General features: G+C 72.3%; 14 protein-coding genes and 1 pseudogene. 8 read left to right on the top strand and 7 right to left on the bottom strand.

Annotated elements, in window-relative coordinates:
• Nucleotides 1–26: 26 nt before the first annotated feature.
• The 5 genes from uvrC (at nucleotide 27) to ACKUB9_RS28245 (ending at nucleotide 4816) form a co-directional block, all read left to right on the top strand.
• Nucleotides 27–2027: an excinuclease ABC subunit UvrC gene (gene uvrC, locus ACKUB9_RS28225; RefSeq protein ID WP_407529329.1), complete on the top strand. Its 2001-nt coding sequence runs from the start codon at nucleotides 27–29 to the stop codon at nucleotides 2025–2027.
• Nucleotides 2028–2081: 54 nt separating this feature from the next.
• Nucleotides 2082–2684, top strand: a complete 603-nt coding sequence (gene pgsA / locus ACKUB9_RS28230) for a CDP-diacylglycerol--glycerol-3-phosphate 3-phosphatidyltransferase (protein WP_407529342.1) — start codon at nucleotides 2082–2084, stop codon at nucleotides 2682–2684.
• On the top strand, nucleotides 2681–2932 hold the full coding sequence (moaD, locus tag ACKUB9_RS28235; protein WP_407529330.1) for a molybdopterin converting factor subunit 1: 252 nt from the start codon (nucleotides 2681–2683) through the stop codon (nucleotides 2930–2932). Before pgsA ends, moaD begins: the two co-directional genes overlap by 4 nt.
• A gap of 196 nt (nucleotides 2933–3128) precedes the next feature.
• Nucleotides 3129–4181: a DUF3616 domain-containing protein gene (locus tag ACKUB9_RS28240; protein WP_407529331.1), complete on the top strand. Its 1053-nt coding sequence runs from the start codon at nucleotides 3129–3131 to the stop codon at nucleotides 4179–4181.
• Between the two features lie 23 nt (nucleotides 4182–4204).
• Nucleotides 4205–4816, top strand: a complete 612-nt coding sequence (locus tag ACKUB9_RS28245; protein ID WP_407529332.1) for a pyridoxamine 5'-phosphate oxidase family protein — start codon at nucleotides 4205–4207, stop codon at nucleotides 4814–4816.
• 72 nt (nucleotides 4817–4888) lie between these two features.
• Here the strand turns inward: ACKUB9_RS28245 and ACKUB9_RS28250 are convergent, their stop codons facing one another.
• On the bottom strand, nucleotides 4889–5794 hold the full coding sequence (locus ACKUB9_RS28250) for a metal ABC transporter substrate-binding protein (RefSeq protein WP_407529333.1): 906 nt from the start codon (nucleotides 5792–5794) through the stop codon (nucleotides 4889–4891).
• 282 nt (nucleotides 5795–6076) lie between these two features.
• Here ACKUB9_RS28250 and ACKUB9_RS28255 point away from each other — a divergent pair, with 282 nt between their 5' ends.
• The 3 genes from ACKUB9_RS28255 to ACKUB9_RS28265 all read left to right on the top strand — a co-directional run bounded on the left by ACKUB9_RS28255 (nucleotide 6077) and on the right by ACKUB9_RS28265 (nucleotide 9173).
• Entirely contained in the window at nucleotides 6077–6286 is a 210-nt protein-coding gene (locus tag ACKUB9_RS28255) for a hypothetical protein (RefSeq protein WP_407529334.1), read from the top strand.
• Between the two features lie 203 nt (nucleotides 6287–6489).
• Nucleotides 6490–8277, top strand: coding sequence for an ABC transporter ATP-binding protein (locus ACKUB9_RS28260; protein WP_407529335.1), 1788 nt, complete (start codon nucleotides 6490–6492; stop codon nucleotides 8275–8277).
• Nucleotides 8274–9173, top strand: a complete 900-nt coding sequence (locus tag ACKUB9_RS28265; RefSeq protein ID WP_407529336.1) for a DMT family transporter — start codon at nucleotides 8274–8276, stop codon at nucleotides 9171–9173. Before ACKUB9_RS28260 ends, ACKUB9_RS28265 begins: the two co-directional genes overlap by 4 nt.
• A 3-nt stretch (nucleotides 9174–9176) precedes the next feature.
• On the opposite strand, the gene ACKUB9_RS28270 is transcribed toward ACKUB9_RS28265, so the two are convergent.
• From ACKUB9_RS28270 to ACKUB9_RS28295, 6 genes and pseudogenes are all read right to left on the bottom strand, one after another.
• Entirely contained in the window at nucleotides 9177–9734 is a 558-nt protein-coding gene (locus ACKUB9_RS28270; protein ID WP_407529337.1) for a regulatory protein RecX, read from the bottom strand.
• On the bottom strand, nucleotides 9734–11167 hold the full coding sequence (locus ACKUB9_RS28275; protein ID WP_407529338.1) for a lipopolysaccharide biosynthesis protein: 1434 nt from the start codon (nucleotides 11165–11167) through the stop codon (nucleotides 9734–9736). Before ACKUB9_RS28275 ends, ACKUB9_RS28270 begins: the two co-directional genes overlap by 1 nt.
• Nucleotides 11168–11812: 645 nt before the next feature.
• Entirely contained in the window at nucleotides 11813–12940 is a 1128-nt protein-coding gene (locus ACKUB9_RS28280; RefSeq protein ID WP_407529339.1) for an aminotransferase class V-fold PLP-dependent enzyme, read from the bottom strand.
• 81 nt (nucleotides 12941–13021) lie between these two features.
• A pseudogene (locus tag ACKUB9_RS28285) lies at nucleotides 13022–13450 on the bottom strand (TCP-1/cpn60 chaperonin family protein); the annotation flags it as partial.
• 382 nt (nucleotides 13451–13832) lie between these two features.
• Complete coding sequence (locus ACKUB9_RS28290; RefSeq protein ID WP_407529340.1) at nucleotides 13833–14312, bottom strand: DUF2306 domain-containing protein; 480 nt, start codon at nucleotides 14310–14312, stop codon at nucleotides 13833–13835.
• Between the two features lie 528 nt (nucleotides 14313–14840).
• Nucleotides 14841–15548 (bottom strand): TCP-1/cpn60 chaperonin family protein, encoded by a 708-nt coding sequence (locus tag ACKUB9_RS28295; protein WP_410825965.1) that lies wholly within the window; start codon nucleotides 15546–15548, stop codon nucleotides 14841–14843.
• Nucleotides 15549–15554: the final 6 nt, after the last annotated feature.

A 15554-nucleotide genomic window follows, 5' to 3' on the forward strand; every position in this document is an offset into this window, starting at 1 on the left:
CCCGCGCCTCGCCTACATCGCGCGGCATGAGCCGCACGCCTGGGAACGACGTACCGCCCGACGCCCTCGACCTCGACGACGAGGGCGGCGACGCCGCGGTGGACGCCCGCGACGACGCCCCCGAGATCGATTTCGACCCGGATGTCGGGGCCGGCCTCGTCCAGGCCGGCACGGAGGTGATCCGGCGCTTCTGGACGACCCTGCCGCCCTCCCCCGGCGTCTATCGCATGCTCGATGCGAAGGGCGACGTGCTCTACGTCGGCAAGGCCAAGAACCTGAAGAACCGCGTCGGCTCCTACGCCCGCGGCCAGGCGCATTCGAACCGCATCGCCCGCATGATCGCCGAGACGGCCTCGATGGAGTTCGTCACCACGGCGACCGAGACCGAGGCGCTGCTGCTCGAAGCCAACCTGATCAAGCAGCTCAAGCCCCGCTTCAACGTGCTGATGCGGGACGACAAGTCGCTGCCCTACATCCTGCTCACCGCCGACACCGAGGCGCCCCAGCTCGTCAAGCACCGCGGCGCGCGCCGCCGGCCGGGGCATTACTTCGGCCCCTTCGCCTCGGTCTGGGCGGTGAACCGCACGGTGAACGCGCTCCAGCGCGCCTTCCTGCTGCGCTCCTGCTCGGACAGCTACTACGAGAACCGCACCCGGCCCTGCCTGCTCTTCCAGATCAAGCGCTGCTCGGGCCCCTGCACGGGGGAGATCGCGCCGGCCGACTACGCGGCGCTCGCCGACGAGGCCCGCGCCTTCCTGTCGGGCAAGTCGACCAGCGTGAAGGAGCGGCTCGCCGCCGACATGCAGGCCGCCGCCGAGACCTGGGAGTTCGAGAAGGCCGCCCGCTACCGCGACCGCATCGCCGCGCTTGCCGCCATCCAGGGCGTGCAGGGGGTCAACACCCAGGACATCGAGGAGGCCGATGTCTTCGCCCTGGACGAGCAGGCCGGGCAGTTCTGCATCGAGGTCTTCTTCTTCCGCAACTGGCAGAACTGGGGCAACCGGGCCTACTTCCCGAAGGCCGACCGCAGCATGTCGGCCTCCGAGGTGCTGGGCTCGTTCATCGGCCAGTTCTACGACGACAAGCCCGCGCCGCGCCTGATCCTGGTCTCGCACGCGATCGAGGACGCAGAGCTGCTGGCCGCCGCGCTCTCGACCAAGTCCGAGGCCCGGGTGGAGATCCACCAGCCCAAGCGCGGCGAGCGCCGCAACCTGATCGAATACGCGGCCCGCAACGCCAAGGAGGCGCTGGGCCGGCGCCTCGCCGACACCGCCTCGCAGGGCAAGCTCCTCGGCGCGCTCGGCCAGGCCTTCCGGCTGCCCCGCGCCCCCCGGCGGGTCGAGGTCTACGACAACTCGCACATCATGGGCACGAACGCGGTCGGCGCGATGATCGTCGCGGGGCCGACCGGGTTCATGAAGACCCACTACCGCACCTTCACCATCAAGTCGCAGGAGGTGAAGCCCGGCGACGATTACGGGATGATGCGCGAGGTGCTGCACCGCCGCTTCAGCCGCCTCGTCAGGGAATCGCCCCGCACCGAGCCCGAGGCGCAGGATGCCGATTCCGTCCCGGCCTGGCCCGACCTCGTGCTCATCGACGGCGGCAAGGGCCAGCTGGAGGCGGCCCGCGCGGCGCTCGCCGAGATCGGCGTCACGGACGTGCCCCTCGTCGGCATCGCCAAGGGCCGCGACCGGGATGCGGGGCGCGAGACCTTCTTCGTGCCCGGCGAGCCGCCCTTCAAGCTGCCCCCGCGCGACCCCACCCTCTACTTCGTGCAGCGCCTGCGCGACGAGGCCCACCGCTTCGCCATCGGCGCGCACCGCGCCAAGCGCAAGCGCGAACTCACCAAGAACCCCCTCGACGAGATCCCGGGCATCGGACCGACCCGCAAGCGGGCGCTCCTGCACCATTTCGGCACCGTGAAGGCGATCGAGCGGGCGGCCCTCGAGGATCTGGCCCGCACGCCCGGCGTGAACGCCGCGACGGCGCGGGCCGTCTACGATTTCTTTCACGCCAATGCCTGATGCGGCCTCGTACCGGTTGACGCGCGCGCGGCCCGCATGGTTTCACCCCCCGGCATGACCATGGTGGTTCCCCGGCGCCGGTCGGCGGCCTTCACACTCGCCAACCTTCTCACCTACGGCCGCGTGGCCGCGGTGCCGGTGGTGGCGGGCTTCCTCTTTTGGCCGCAGGATCCCTCGGCCCGCTTCGCCGCGCTCGCGGTCTTCGTCCTGGCGGCGATCACCGACTACCTCGACGGCTACGTCGCCCGCGCCTACGCGCAATCCTCGGCGCTCGGCCGCATGCTCGATCCGATCGCCGACAAGCTCCTGGTGGCCGCCTGCCTGCTGATGCTGGCGGCGGACGGGTCGATCCCCGGCCCCTCGCTCTGGGCCGCCATCGTGATCCTGTGCCGCGAGATCCTGGTCTCGGGCCTGCGCGAGTACCTCGCCGAGCTGAAGGTCGGGGTGCCGGTGAGCCGGGTCGCCAAGTGGAAGACGGCGGCGCAGCTCGTCTCGCTCGGCTTCCTGATCGCCGGGCCGGCCGGGGAGGCGATCCTGCCCGGCACGGTGATGATCGGTCTCACCCTGCTGTGGATCTCGGCCGCCCTGACGCTCTACACCGGCTGGGACTACCTGCGCGCCGGCCTGCGCCACATGATGGACGACGAGGTGCGATGAAGCTCGTCTACTTCGCCTGGGTGCGCGAGCGCATCGGCCGGCCGGAGGAGGTCGTGGACCTGCCCGCCGAGGTGGCGACGGTCGCCGACCTCGTGGGCTGGCTCAAGGGCCGCGGCGAGGAATACGCCCACGCCTTCGAGAACGAGGGCGTGGTGCGCGCGGCGGTGGACCGGGTCCACGCCAAGCCCGACACGCCGCTCGCGGGTGCGGCCGAGGTGGCGTTCTTCCCCCCGATGACCGGCGGGTGAGAGCATTGTTCGATGATGTCGTTGCCGGTTCGTCGCGGACGACGCGGCGAATCAACGACGGAGAGCAGCGCCCGATCGGGCCCGGATCGAGCCGGGTCGCCCGAGACGCGACCGCGCCCGGCGAAATCGTGCCCGGCCGATCTTCCCTGCCGCCGGCCCCGGCCTCATGATGGGCGGACAAGCCGGGAGGACATCGATGACACGCCTGAGGACGCTCGTCTCCGCGCTCGCGCTCTGCCTGCCGGGTTCGGTCGCATGGTCGCAGACCAAGGCCGGCCCGGTTCTGGTGCATTGGGGCCTGTGCGAGGCTTCGGCCGCCGTGCCGTATCCGGCCGGCAGCTTCGGAGACCGCTTCCTCGTCGTCAACGACGACGACAACGTGCTGCGGCTCTACCGGTCTGAGGAGAGCGGTGCCTTCCTGCCCCTGAAGGACGCCGACCTCGACGCCGCGCTCGGGACCGGCAAGGCCCAGGGCGCGAATCAAGGCAAGACCCCGAAGGCGGATTTCGAAGGAGCCGCGTGGCTCGGCGACGAGATCGTGCTGATCGGGTCGCACAGCCGCAACGAGGACGGCGAGCTGCGCGAGGGGCGCGGAGTCGTCGCCGGCCTCACCATCGCAGGACCGTCCGATGCCCTCGCGGTGAAGCCGAAGGGCAAGAGCTTCCGCGGGCTCACCAAGGCCATGGCCGACCTCGACCCGCGGCTCGCCGAGCGGATCGCCCTCGACACGCCGACGAAGAAGGGCCTGTCGCCGAAGCGGCGCGGCTTCAACATCGAGGGGCTGGCGGCGGCGCCGGACGGCCGGACGCTGCTGATCGGCCTGCGCAGCCCGCTCACCCCCGACAACGACGCGATGGTGGTGCCGTTCGAGAACCCGGCCGAGGTGCTCGCCTCGGGCGCGGCGCCGCGGCTCGGCAAGCCCATCACGCTCGATCTCAAGGGCCGCGGCATCCGCGACATCGCCTACGCGCCGGGCGCCAGGACCTACTTCATCATCGCGGGCGGCTCGGGCGGCGGCGGCGAATCCGCCGACCTCTACCGCTGGTCCGGCGAGGCCTCCTCCGCACCGGTGCGGGTGCCCGGCGCGGCCGAGGCGCTCGCGGCGATCCCCGACTTCCAGCCCGAGGGGCTGCTCGTCGCCCCCGATGGCAGCAAGGTGCGGGTGCTCAGCGACGACGGCGAGGCGTGCGGCGACGCCAAGCCCGAAAAGTTCCGCAGCGTGCTTCTCACGCTCGGTCCGAGCAGCTGAGGCCGGCAGGGAGACGGGATCCGATGAAGGCCGACACCACGCCCGCGGCAATCCGCGCGCATTACGGCGAGCCCTCCAACAAGGCGCGCGCCAAGCAGCTCGTGCGCCTCGACGGGCATGCCCGCGCCTTCATCGCCCTCTCGCCCTTCCTGGTGATCGCCTCCTCGGACGCGGCGGGGCGCGGCGACGCGACCCCGCGGGGCGACGCGCCCGGCTTCGTGGCGGTGCTCGACGACGTCACGCTCCTGATCCCGGACCGGCCCGGCAACCGCCGCGCCGACACGATGCTGAACGTGACGGAGAACCCGCAGCTCGGCCTGCTCTTCCTCGTGCCGGGCATCGACGAGACGCTGCGGGTGAACGGCCGCGCCCGCTTCACCACGGATGCGGACCTGCTCGCGCCCCTGTCGGTGCAGGGCAGGCCGCCGGTCGCCGGCCTGATCGTGACGGTCGAGGAGGTTTACTTCCATTGCGGCAAGGCGCTGATGCGCTCGCGGCTGTGGGACCCCGACACGCGGGTGGAGCGCGCGTCCTTCCCCTCTCTCGGGCGGATCCTGGCCGAGCAGATCGCCGGCTCGGACCTGCGCGAGACCGAGCGCTTCATCGAGGAGAGCTACCGCACCCGGCTGTACTGAGGCGCCGCTCTAAGTCTTTGCTTCTGAAGCATTTTTTCTGACGAACCGGCATCCGCTTCGTCGGAAAACGCTCTATCCGGCCAGCGCCGCCGAAAACTCCCGCAGGTTGTTGCGCATCATGTCGAGGTAGGTCGGCGCGGGTCCGCCCGGCTCGGAGAGCGCGTCGGAGAAAATCCGCCCGCCGGCCTTGGCGCCGCTCTCGCGCGCGATCTGCAGCATCAGCCGCGGGTCGGCGACGTTCTCCAGGAAGACCGCCGGAATCCGGTCGCGCTTCACCTGCCGCACGATGCGGGCGACGTCGCGGGCGGTGGCCTCGCTCTGGCTCGACACGCCCTGGGGCGCGATGAAGCGCAGGCCGTAGGCCCGGGCGAAGTATCCGAAGGCGTCGTGCGTGGTGATGACCCGGCGCCGCGCCTCCGGAATGCCCGCGATGGTGCGGCGCACCTCCGCGTCGAGGGCGTCGAGGCCGGCCAGGTAGGCGCTCGCCCGGCTCTCGTAGGCCGCGCGCCCCTCCGGATCGACGCCGATCAGGCCGTCGCGGATGGTGGCGACGTAGCGCTTGGCGTTGGCGACGCTCTGCCACGCGTGCGGATCGAGCGCGTGCGCGCCGTGGCCGTGGCCGGCGTGATCGTGCCCCTCCTCCTCTTCGATCGGCGTCACCCCGGCGGAGGCCACCACCACCGGCGCCTTCGTGCCGGACGCCTTCACGAGGCGGTCGATCCAGCCCTCGAAGCCGAGACCGTTCACCACCACCAGCCGCGCCCCCGCCAGCGTCCGGGCGTCGCCGGGCGAGGGGACGAAGCTGTGCGCGTCGCCGTTCGGGCCGACCAGCACCGCGACGGAGACCCGATCACCCCCCACCTGCCGCACGAGATCGCCGAGGATCGAGAACGTTGCGACCACCTTCAGCGGCTCCGCCGCCGCGCCGGCCGCCCAGACCAGCGCCAGCAGCACCGCCGCAATCCTCGCTCCGCGCATCGTGGTTCCCCGGCCGACCGAACGGGGCGCACCATACCGGCTCGAAACTGCAATGCAACATTGTTACACCGCCGGCGGCGCAGGAGACCATGAGCACGGTCCTTGGCCTGCCCAGGGGTCGGCCGCATCGGACCAGAACCGGCGTCGGCCGGCGGGGTTGACGCTCGCGCCGGGGTCGGTTCACATCCGAAGCCGGTTCCACTCCGGTTCCCTTCCCCGCAAGGCACGTGCATGTCGCAGCGCGCCCCCCAGCTTCGGTCGAGGCCGGCGCCGCACCGGTTCATGATGAGCGCCGACGACGCGGCCTGCCGCGCCTGCCAGGGGCAGATGCGCTCGCACCCAGAGGTGCTGCCCCATGCCCGCCTGATGGTGGTGGCCTCGACGCCGGTGATCGAGGCCTTCGGCGGCGGGGTCGAGACGCGCTACCTCTGCCTCGATTGCGGGCACACGCTGATGCACTCCACCGGCCGGTTCGGCCAGGGCTGGCACTGAGGGCGCGCCGGCACTGCATGGCCGCCGCGCTTTCCGCCCGCGTTGTCGGCCCGCGGCCCGCATGCTAGAGCATTTTCCGACGAAGTGGATCCCGGTTAGTCGCAGAATTTGCGGCAAATCAAAGACTTAGAGCGACGTTCGATCGCAGCGCGATCGGGCGCGGCTCTAGTGCCGGAGCCCGCAGCAACCACGATCAGGCCAGCATGGCGCGGCGCGCGCTCATCCGGGGCGACACGCTCCCCCTCCTCCTCCGGCTCTGGCGCGACTGGCTGCGGCCCCACGCGGCGACGCTCGCCGTGGTCCTGGTGCTGATCGTGGTGGTGGGCGGGGCGACCGGGTTCTATCCGGCCCTGATCAAGACGGCCTTCGACGCCTTCGATGCCAAGGACGCGACCGCCCTGGCCTACGCGCCGGTGCTGGTCATCGCGGTCACGGCCCTGCGCGGCTTCGCGCTCTTCGCCCAGACGGTGCTCACCAACCGGGTGGTCACCCGCGTGGAGGCCGACATGCAGGCGGCGCTCTACGGCCACATGATCGAGTCCGACCTCGCGCAGCTCGGGCGCGAGAGCCCGGCGAGCCTGACCCAGCGCTTCACCACCGATTTTGCCTTCATCAAGGAGGCGCTGACCCGCATCTCGACGGTGCTCCTGCGCGACGTGGCGATGCTGTTCGCCCTCGCCTGCGCGATGCTCTGGATGGATCCCTGGCTCACGCTCGGGGCGGCCGTGGTGGTGCCGCTGGTGGCCCAGCCGATCGCCCGGATCGGCCGCAAGCTGCGCCGGGTCTCGACCTCGACGCAGGAGCAGGTCGGGGCCACCGCGAGCCTGATCAGCGAGAGCCTCGCGGGGGCGCGGGTCGCCAAGACCTACGGCCTCGAAGGCTATCTCAAGGGCCGCACGGCAGCCGCCCTCGACGAGGTGCGCCGGCTCAAGATGAAGGCCGCCAACGCCCGCGGGCGGCTCGACCCGCTCCTGGAGATCGGCGGCGGGCTCGCGGTGGCGGGCGTCCTCGTGCTGATCGGCCAGCGCATCCTCTCGGGCGAGAAGACGGTCGGCGACTTCACCGGCTACGTGGCGGCGCTGCTGCTCGCCGCCCAGCCCGCCCGCGCGCTCGGCAACCTCAACGCCATCCTGCAGGAGGCGACGGCGGCGCTCGCCCGCACCTTCGCGCTGATGGACGAGGCGCCGCGCATCCGCGAGGCGGCGGGCGCCCGCCCGCTCACCGTCGCGGGCGGCGAGATCCGCTTCGAGGGCGTCTGCTTCCGCTACCGCGACGACCAGCCGGCGCTGGAGGGCGTCGACCTCGTGGTGCCGGCGGGCGCCACCACGGCGCTCGTCGGGCGCTCCGGCTCGGGCAAGTCGACCCTGCTCTCGCTGGTGCCCCGGCTCTACGACGCGGGCGCGGGCCGCATCCTCATCGACGGGCAGGACGTGCGCGCAGTGACCCTCGCCTCCCTGCGCCGGGCGGTGGCGGTGGTCTCGCAGGACGTGGTCCTGTTCGACGACAGCATCGCGCAGAACATCGCCTTCGGCCGCGAGGGCGCGACCCCGGCCGAGATCGAGGCGGCGGCCCGGGCCGCGGCGGCGCACGACTTCATCGCCGCCCGGCCGGAGGGCTACGCCTTCCGGGTCGGCCCGGCCGGCGGGCGCCTCTCGGGCGGCGAGCGCCAGCGCATCGCGCTCGCGCGGGCCTTTTTGCGCGACGCCCCGATCCTGCTCCTCGACGAGGCGACCTCGGCGCTCGACGCGGAATCGGAGCGGCTGGTCCAGGGCGCCCTCACCCGCCTGATGCGCGGGCGCACCACGCTCGTCATCGCGCATCGCCTCTCGACGGTGCGCGACGCCGACCGGATCGTCGTGATGGAGGCCGGGCGGGTGATCGAGACCGGCCGCCACGACGAGCTGATCCGGCAGGCCGGCACCTACGCCCGGCTCCACCGCCTGCAACTTGCGGACGAAGCGGCGCCCGCCGTGGTCGGGGCCGCGCCGTGAAGCCCTTCGCACCCCCTGCCGTGAACGAGGCGGCCGAGCGCAGCCGGTTCCTCGCGGGCGTCGCCTGGGCGCTCCTCGCGGTCACGATCTGGGGCGGCTGGTTCGTGGTCACGCGGCGCACGGTCGGGACCGGCGGCGTGCTCGGCCCCGCCGACCTCGTCGCCCTGCGGTTCGGCATCGGCGGGCTCGTGCTGGCGCCGGTGATGCTGCGCCTGCGCCACCTGACGCGCCCGCAGGTCATCGACGCGGTCTGGCTGATCGTCGGGCAGGGAGCGCCCTTCGCCCTGCTCATCTCGACCGGCCTGCGCTTCGTCCATGCGGGACACGGGGCGGCCCTGACGCCCGGCACGATGCCGCTCCTGGCAGCGCTGTTCGGCATCATCTTCCTGCGCGACCGGCCGGGGCGGGTGGCGCTGGCCGGCCTCGTGCTGATCCTCGCGGGCGCCGTCACGCTGGCGGGCGCCTTTCGGAGCACCGAGGAACTCTACGGTTACGCGATGTTCCTCAGCGCCGCGACCCTGTGGGCGATCGGCACGGTGCGGATGCGCCGCTCGACGCTGCGCCCGATCGAGGCGACGGCGCTGATCTGCGTCGTCTCCTGCGTTGTCTACCTGCCGCCCTACTTCGCCCTCGGCTATTCCAAGCTCGCCGCCGCGCCGGCCGCCGAGCTGATCCTGCAGCTCGTCTACCAGGGCCTGCTCGCCAGCGTCGTCGCCCTCATCGCCTTCAACCGCTCGCTGGCGCTGATCGGCCGGCGCACCCCGGCCTTCACGGCCCTCGTCCCGGTGATCGCGACGCTGCTCGCGATCCCGGTGCTGGGCGAGATCCCCAACCTGCCGACCGCGCTCGCCGTGGCGGCGATCGCCTTCGGCGTGCTGCTCACCACCCGGGGCTGAAATTCACTCCGGTTCGGCGTCGATGACGCGGCGGGCGAGGGTCAGCCCGAAACCGGCTCGCGCCATCGCGGCGATGTCGCGCTCGCGGGCCGCCGCCCGGGTGCCGGGCCGGCGGAAGGGGCCGAGCCGGCGGCGCCGGGCATAGGCGCGGGCGGCATCGTCCTCCCCGTCCTCCTCGGCGTCCGGATCGCGCTCGGCCTCCTCGGCCGCGAGCGCCGCCTCCACGACCTCGCGCTCCACGCCCTTGGCGGCGAGCTTGGCCTGGATCGCCCGGGCCGAGCCGCCGCGGCGGCGCAGCGAGCGGACCTTGGCGGCGGCGAAGGCGGTGTCGTCGACGAGCCCGGCCCCGACCGCCTTGGCGACCACCGCCTCGATCATCTCCGCGTAGGCCGCCGGATCCTCCTCGCGCAGGCGGCAGCGGGCGGCGACGCGCCGCTGCAGCACCCGGCGCAGCATCTCGGTCGAGGCGCCGTAGCATTCGAGGTAGTGCAGCGCCGCCCGCTCCAGGAAGGCGGCCGTGACGGGACGCGCCGGCCGCGGCGCCGGGGGAGCCGGCCCCATCACCCGGCCGCCGCGGGGCGCCGGGGCCGGGCGGCCATCACCACTCCGCGCAGGCCCGCGATGTCGAAGCGCCACGCCAGGGCGGCGTAGAGCGCCGCGCCGAGAGGCACGCTCGCGGCGAGCGACAGCCAGGGCGGGAGGCCGCGCAGCGGCAGGAGCGCGGCGGTCATCAGCCCGGTCGCCAGGACCGCGCCCGCGAGGTCGGAGAGCGGCAGGCGCAGGCGCTGCGGCCCGGTCAGCGCACGCCAGGACAGGAAGGCCAGCGCCACAACGGCACCGAGGGACTGCGCCGCCGCGACGCCGATGGCCCCGAACGGCCCGGACAGCGCCGCGATGCCGGCGGCGTTGGCCGCGAGGCCGACCAGGGCGGCGGCGATGACGGGCCGGGTGCGGCGGCGGATCTGGAAGACCGGGTTGAGGCCGAACAGCAGGAGCGCGGTGGCGGCGAAGCCGGGCAGCAGCGGCGCCAGGAAGTCCGTGAAATGGCCGCGATAGGCGGGCGGGATCGCCAGGGCCTCGAGGGCCGGCGCCACGCACCAGAGACCGGCGGCGGTGGGCAGGAGGATCGCCGCCACGAGGGCGAGGTTGCGCGCGACCTGCGCCTCGCCCGCGGCGCGTCCCTCCGCCTCCTCGGCCCGGACGGCGAGCTGGAACAGCATGACGTCCAGCGCGGTGCCCAGCGTCATGAACACCCGCACGCCGATATCGGCGGCGAGCGCGAAGTAGCCGGCCTCCGTGAGGCCCGCGGTCAACGCCACGGCGCCGCGGTTGACGAAGGGCATGAGCTGGAAGACCACGATGGCGGCGATGAGCGGCAGGCCGTAGGCCAGGAAGCGGCGCAGATGCGCCCGTCCCCGCGGGCGTTCGGGATGGTGCGGGGCGTCGGCGAGCCCGCCGCGCAGGAGGAGCGCGGCCAGGAACTGGCCGATCCCGACCGCGGCCAAAACGGCGGCGGCGCTGCCGGTCGCCCAGGCCGCGCCGGCCATGAACACCAGGGCGAGGCCGCATTTCACCAGGACGAGACGCAGGTAGAGCCGCCCGACGAACAGCGCCCGGGCGAGCGCGGTGTGGTAGTCGAAGACCCCGATCCCGATGGCGGCGAGCGCCGCGGCGGCGGTCATCCGCGCCGGCTCGCCGAGGAAGGGCCACGCCGCGGCGCACAGGAGCGCCACGCCCGCCAGCCCCAGCCCGATCACCCCGTAGGCCCGGTCGAGCGTCGCCCGGATCGAGGGCTTGGCCTCGCGCACGCGCGCGGAGTAGTGGCGCGTCGCCGACAGGCGCAGCCACTCGAAGGACAGCGTCGTGAGCACCGAGGCTCCGGCGATGCCGAGCGCGAAGGCCCCGAACTCCTCAGGCCCCAGGATCTGCGCGACGAGCAGGCCCAGGACGAGGTTCAGGATCGCATTGACCACGTAGGCTGCGATGACCGCCATCGAGATGGATCTAGACCGAGGGCGGGGGTTTGCTCAATGGCGGTCAGTGCCGTTGGGTCTCGTTCCGCACGCGCCGGTGGATGGGTCCTCCCCTGCCCATCCCGCCTGAGCTCCACGCCCTTCCGCTCGCCGGACAAGACGCTGGCTTCTCCTCACCCCACTTGCGGCGCGACCGTCGAAGGCCAAAACCCCGACCGAGGATAGCGCGGGATCCCCTCTCCCGAGCGGGCTTGCGGATTCACACGTCGGGTCGTGCACGTTCTCCTCTCCCCGCGTGCGGGGAGAGGGTCGAGCTCCCCTTGTCGGGGGCGAGACGAGGCGGCAGCCGAGGGTGAGGGGGCGGTTCTGGGTGCGCTCTGTCCTGAGACGCCCCCTCACCGTCGCGTTTGGCCCTATCGGGCCAACACGGGCTCGCTGCTTGCACGACAAGGTGCAAGCAGCCCTCTCCCCGCACGCGGGGAGAGGAGATCCCGCGCCTCATCCGGCGATGTGTGAATAGGCTAGCCCGAGCGGGAGAGGGGTTCCCCACGCCATCGATTTTCTCCGGACGACCCTGTGCGCGCGTGGCTGGGCGTGCTCCCCGCCGGGATCGAACCCCTTCGACTCCCAGACGTCATCCCTGAAGAGCCCAATTGCCGACAGCACTCAGCCCCCGCGCAGCACCGCGCGAATCCCGGCGAGGCAGGCATCCACGTCCCGCTCGTCCGTCCAGACATGCGGGCTGATGCGCAGCACGCCGAGGCGGTCGCTGACGAAGACGTCCCGCGCCCGCAGACGGTCGATGGCGCCGGGCGGGAGGCCGCCGGGCAGGCGCAGGCCGAGGATGTGGGGCACCCGCCGGGCACGGGGCGCCACCGGCAGGTCCATCGCGGCCAAGCCCTCCGCCAAGCGGTCCGTGAGGGCGGCGAGTCGGGCCGCGATCGCCGGCAGGCCCCAGGCGGCGATCAACTCCATCCCGGCGGCCGCCATCGGCAGGCCGACCGGATCGTTGCACTCGCCGCGGTCGTAGCGGCGCGCGCCCGAGGCCGGCGGGCGGTTGCCGGAATTCTCCTCCAGCGGCGGTCCGTCCCGGCGGTGCGGCGCGGCGTACAGGAAGGCGAGGCTGTAGGGGCCGAGCACCCACTTGTAGGTCGGGAAGGCCAGGAAATCGGGCTGGAGGCGGCCGACATCGACCGGCGCGGCGCCCACCGCCTGCGTCGCGTCCACCACCAGCGCGGCGCCGGTTGCGCGGATCGCGGGGGCAAGCGCGTCGAGGTCGATCGGCGCGCCGTCCGACCAGTGCAGGGGCGTGAGCGCCGCCACCGCGAGGGGCGGCGCGCCGGGACGGGCGATGGCCTCGTGCAGGGCCGCGGTCCAGTCGCCGTCCGCCGGGCGGGGCACGATGTCGACGCTCATCCCGTGGCGCGCCGCCATCCGGTCCCAGGCGAAGCACTGGGAGGGAAACTCGTCGGCGACGCGCAGGATGCGCCCGCCCGGCAGGGGCGCGATCGCGCCGGCCGCGGTCGCGATGGCGTGGCTCACCGACCCCACGATGGCGATGTCGTCCGCCGCGGCGCCGATCAGGGCCGCCGCCGCGCGGCGCGCCCGCTCGGCTTGCGTCGGTACGTCCTCGCGCGGGTGCGCCCAGGGCTGGCGCTTGATCAGCAGGCCCGCCTCGCCGGCCTCGCGCACGGGCCGCGGCACGGGCGTCCACGCGGCGGCATCGAGGTAGCTGACGTGGTCGGGAAGCTCGAACAGGGCGCGCTGGCTGGGGAGAGGGACGATCAAGCTCATCCCAGCAGGCTACCGGACGTGGGCCGCAACGGAAAAGGGCCGCCTCGCGGCGGCCCTTCCCGTGTGACCTGAGCGTGGACCTCAGAAGTCCATGCCGCCCATGCCGCCGCCGCCCGGCATGGCCGGCGGGGCTTCCTTCTTCGGCGCGTCGGCGACCATCGCCTCGGTCGTCACCAGCAGGCCGGCCACGGAGGCGGCGTCCTGCAGGGCGGTGCGGACCACCTTGGCCGGGTCGACGATGCCGGCCTGGATCAGGTCGACGTAGGTCTCGTTCTGGGCGTCGAAGCCGAAGCTCTGCGAAGAATTCTCGCTGACCTTGCCGACCACGATCGAGCCCTCGACGCCAGCATTGGCGGCGATCTGGCGGATCGGGGCCTCAAGCGCCTTCAGGACGATCTTGATGCCGGCCTGGACGTCGGCGTTGTCGCTCGACAGGTTCTGGATGGCCGCCTTGGCTCGCAGTAGCGCGGTGCCGCCGCCGGGGACGATGCCTTCTCGACCGCCGCGCCTGCATCGTGGCGGCCTCATTGCCCCGGCCAGGGCGGGCGTGGGCGTCAGATCGGGCGCGGGCGACACCCAGGAGGGCGGACCCGGCAAAGACCAGGCAGCCAAGTCCGCGTCACGCTCGGGTGTGCGCGGAACGGAGGCTGCGCCGTTGTTGCTCCTCGTTATTGCTCCTCAGGACGGCGTCCGCCTCTGCCTCACCGCGCCCGGCTTTGCATGCGTGACTTCAACCCCCGGGACCCGTCCAGCGTGAGCAGCGCCACGCCGTCATGCTCGGAGGCGGTCGACAATGGATCGTTCTGCACCGCGCCCGACCCGGGCGCCGACCGGTGGATGGTCGACCAACGGCTCGGCCCTGCCAGGGGCCGGGCCTTTCCTGCCAGCCGCGTCACACGGGACCCCTCGCGGCTGGTTGATGGCGGAGGATGAGGGCTCGACCGACCAGGGTTACGGTTAGCGTGACCGAAAGGGTCACGAGCCAGGCATGGCCCGCATTTCTGAGGAGCAGGGTGCGCACGACAAGTTCGGTCGCCGCCGCGGCCAGCAGCCCGACATAGGACCACGAGATCCAGAGATAGTGTTTCTCGCGCCAGTCGGGGCGCCGAGATGAGCGCAGCACCGGCCACATGCCTGCAGCGATGCAGGCAAGGCTTGTCAGCGCCCCGAAATGCAGGATGTTCAACCTACCCGTGAACTGGAAGACGAGCAGGGCCGCGCAATCAGCGACCAGCATGGCATAGACGAACGCGTAGCCGACGGCCCGATGCAGGCTGCCACGCTTGCGGTTCAGGAATTGCACCATACCGAGCACGATCCCGGCGGCAGCCAGCACGGTATGAATGGTTCCCGGTGTGGTGAGGCTGGGCATGTCATCTACTCCTTCCCTCGAACTGTGCTGTTGCCGAGCGCTTCGCCCTGGCCGGTCCTCGGCACCGGTCCGCGTTCAGGCATGTTTCACGTCCTCAACCGTCGGGTGAGTTGCGGCAGGAAAACGGGTATCAGGCTCGAGAGAGGCGGCCGCGATCGACGGGACATCAGAGGTTGAGATCCCGCAACGGAGTCGCGTCGCGCTCCGGCAAATCCCATCATGTAGCCCCGACGAGGTCAGGAGCCGCCCGAAAGTCGGCACCGCCGATCGAGGCATCCGCACGCCGGGCGACGGAATGGTGGATTCTGGCAGATCGGATCGTGCGGGCGCGCACTCGTCCGCGATGGCGGATCGTTCGGTGATCGTCAGGTCCTGCGGTCGACGCTTACCCATCGCACCCTCCGTGACCACGACCCTGACGCAAGGGCATCGCGCGCGCAAGGCGGGAGGCGATCCGGACCGCTTCAACGGAAAAGGGGGCCGCCTTTCGGCGACCCCCTCCCGTCTCTCAGAACCGGGTGGCTGGACTTAGAAGTCCATGCCGCCCATGCCGCCGCCGCCCGGCATGGCCGGCGGGGCTTCCTTCTTCGGCGCGTCGGCGACCATCGCCTCGGTCGTCACCAGCAGGCCGGCCACGGAGGCAGCGTCCTGCAGGGCGGTGCGCACCACCTTGGCGGGGTCGACGATGCCGGCCTGGATCAGGTCGACATAGGTCTCGTTCTGGGCGTCAAAGCCGAAGCTCTGCGAGGAGTTCTCGCTGACCTTGCCGACCACGATCGAGCCCTCGACGCCAGCATTGGCGGCAATCTGGCGGATCGGGGCCTCAAGCGCCTTCAGGACGATCTTGATGCCGGCCTGGACGTCGGCGTTGTCGCTCTTGAGGTCGCGGATGGCGTCGCGCGCCCGCAGCAGGGCCGCGCCGCCGCCCGGAACGATGCCCTCTTCCACCGCCGCGCGGGTGGCGTGCAGGGCGTCGTCCACGCGGTCCTTCTTCTCCTTCACNTTGAGGTCGCGGATGGCGTCGCGCGCCCGCAGCAGGGCCGCGCCGCCGCCCGGAACGATGCCCTCTTCCACCGCCGCGCGGGTGGCGTGCAGGGCGTCGTCCACGCGGTCCTTCTTCTCCTTCACCTCGATCTCGGTCGCGCCGCCGACGCGGATCACCGCGACGCCGCCCGCGAGCTTGGCCAGGCGCTCCTGCAGCTTCTCGCGGTCGTAGTCCGAGGTGGTCTCCTCGATCTGCGC

Source organism: Methylobacterium oryzisoli, from assembly GCF_046557895.1.
Taxonomy (GTDB): domain Bacteria; phylum Pseudomonadota; class Alphaproteobacteria; order Rhizobiales; family Beijerinckiaceae; genus Methylobacterium; species Methylobacterium oryzisoli.

Coding starts and splice junctions, on each gene's coding strand:
- ACKUB9_RS28250 (WP_407529333.1), bottom strand. CDS start 5,794: ATGCGCGGAGCGAGGATTGCGGCGGTGCTGCTGGCGCTGGTCTGGGCG.
- ACKUB9_RS28275 (WP_407529338.1), bottom strand. CDS start 11,167: ATGGCGGTCATCGCAGCCTACGTGGTCAATGCGATCCTGAACCTCGTC.
- uvrC (WP_407529329.1), top strand. CDS start 27: ATGAGCCGCACGCCTGGGAACGACGTACCGCCCGACGCCCTCGACCTC.
- ACKUB9_RS28245 (WP_407529332.1), top strand. CDS start 4,205: ATGAAGGCCGACACCACGCCCGCGGCAATCCGCGCGCATTACGGCGAG.
- ACKUB9_RS28255 (WP_407529334.1), top strand. CDS start 6,077: ATGATGAGCGCCGACGACGCGGCCTGCCGCGCCTGCCAGGGGCAGATG.
- ACKUB9_RS28290 (WP_407529340.1), bottom strand. CDS start 14,312: ATGCCCAGCCTCACCACACCGGGAACCATTCATACCGTGCTGGCTGCC.
- ACKUB9_RS28270 (WP_407529337.1), bottom strand. CDS start 9,734: ATGGGGCCGGCTCCCCCGGCGCCGCGGCCGGCGCGTCCCGTCACGGCC.
- ACKUB9_RS28240 (WP_407529331.1), top strand. CDS start 3,129: ATGACACGCCTGAGGACGCTCGTCTCCGCGCTCGCGCTCTGCCTGCCG.
- moaD (WP_407529330.1), top strand. CDS start 2,681: ATGAAGCTCGTCTACTTCGCCTGGGTGCGCGAGCGCATCGGCCGGCCG.
- ACKUB9_RS28280 (WP_407529339.1), bottom strand. CDS start 12,940: ATGAGCTTGATCGTCCCTCTCCCCAGCCAGCGCGCCCTGTTCGAGCTT.
- ACKUB9_RS28260 (WP_407529335.1), top strand. CDS start 6,490: ATGGCGCGGCGCGCGCTCATCCGGGGCGACACGCTCCCCCTCCTCCTC.
- pgsA (WP_407529342.1), top strand. CDS start 2,082: ATGACCATGGTGGTTCCCCGGCGCCGGTCGGCGGCCTTCACACTCGCC.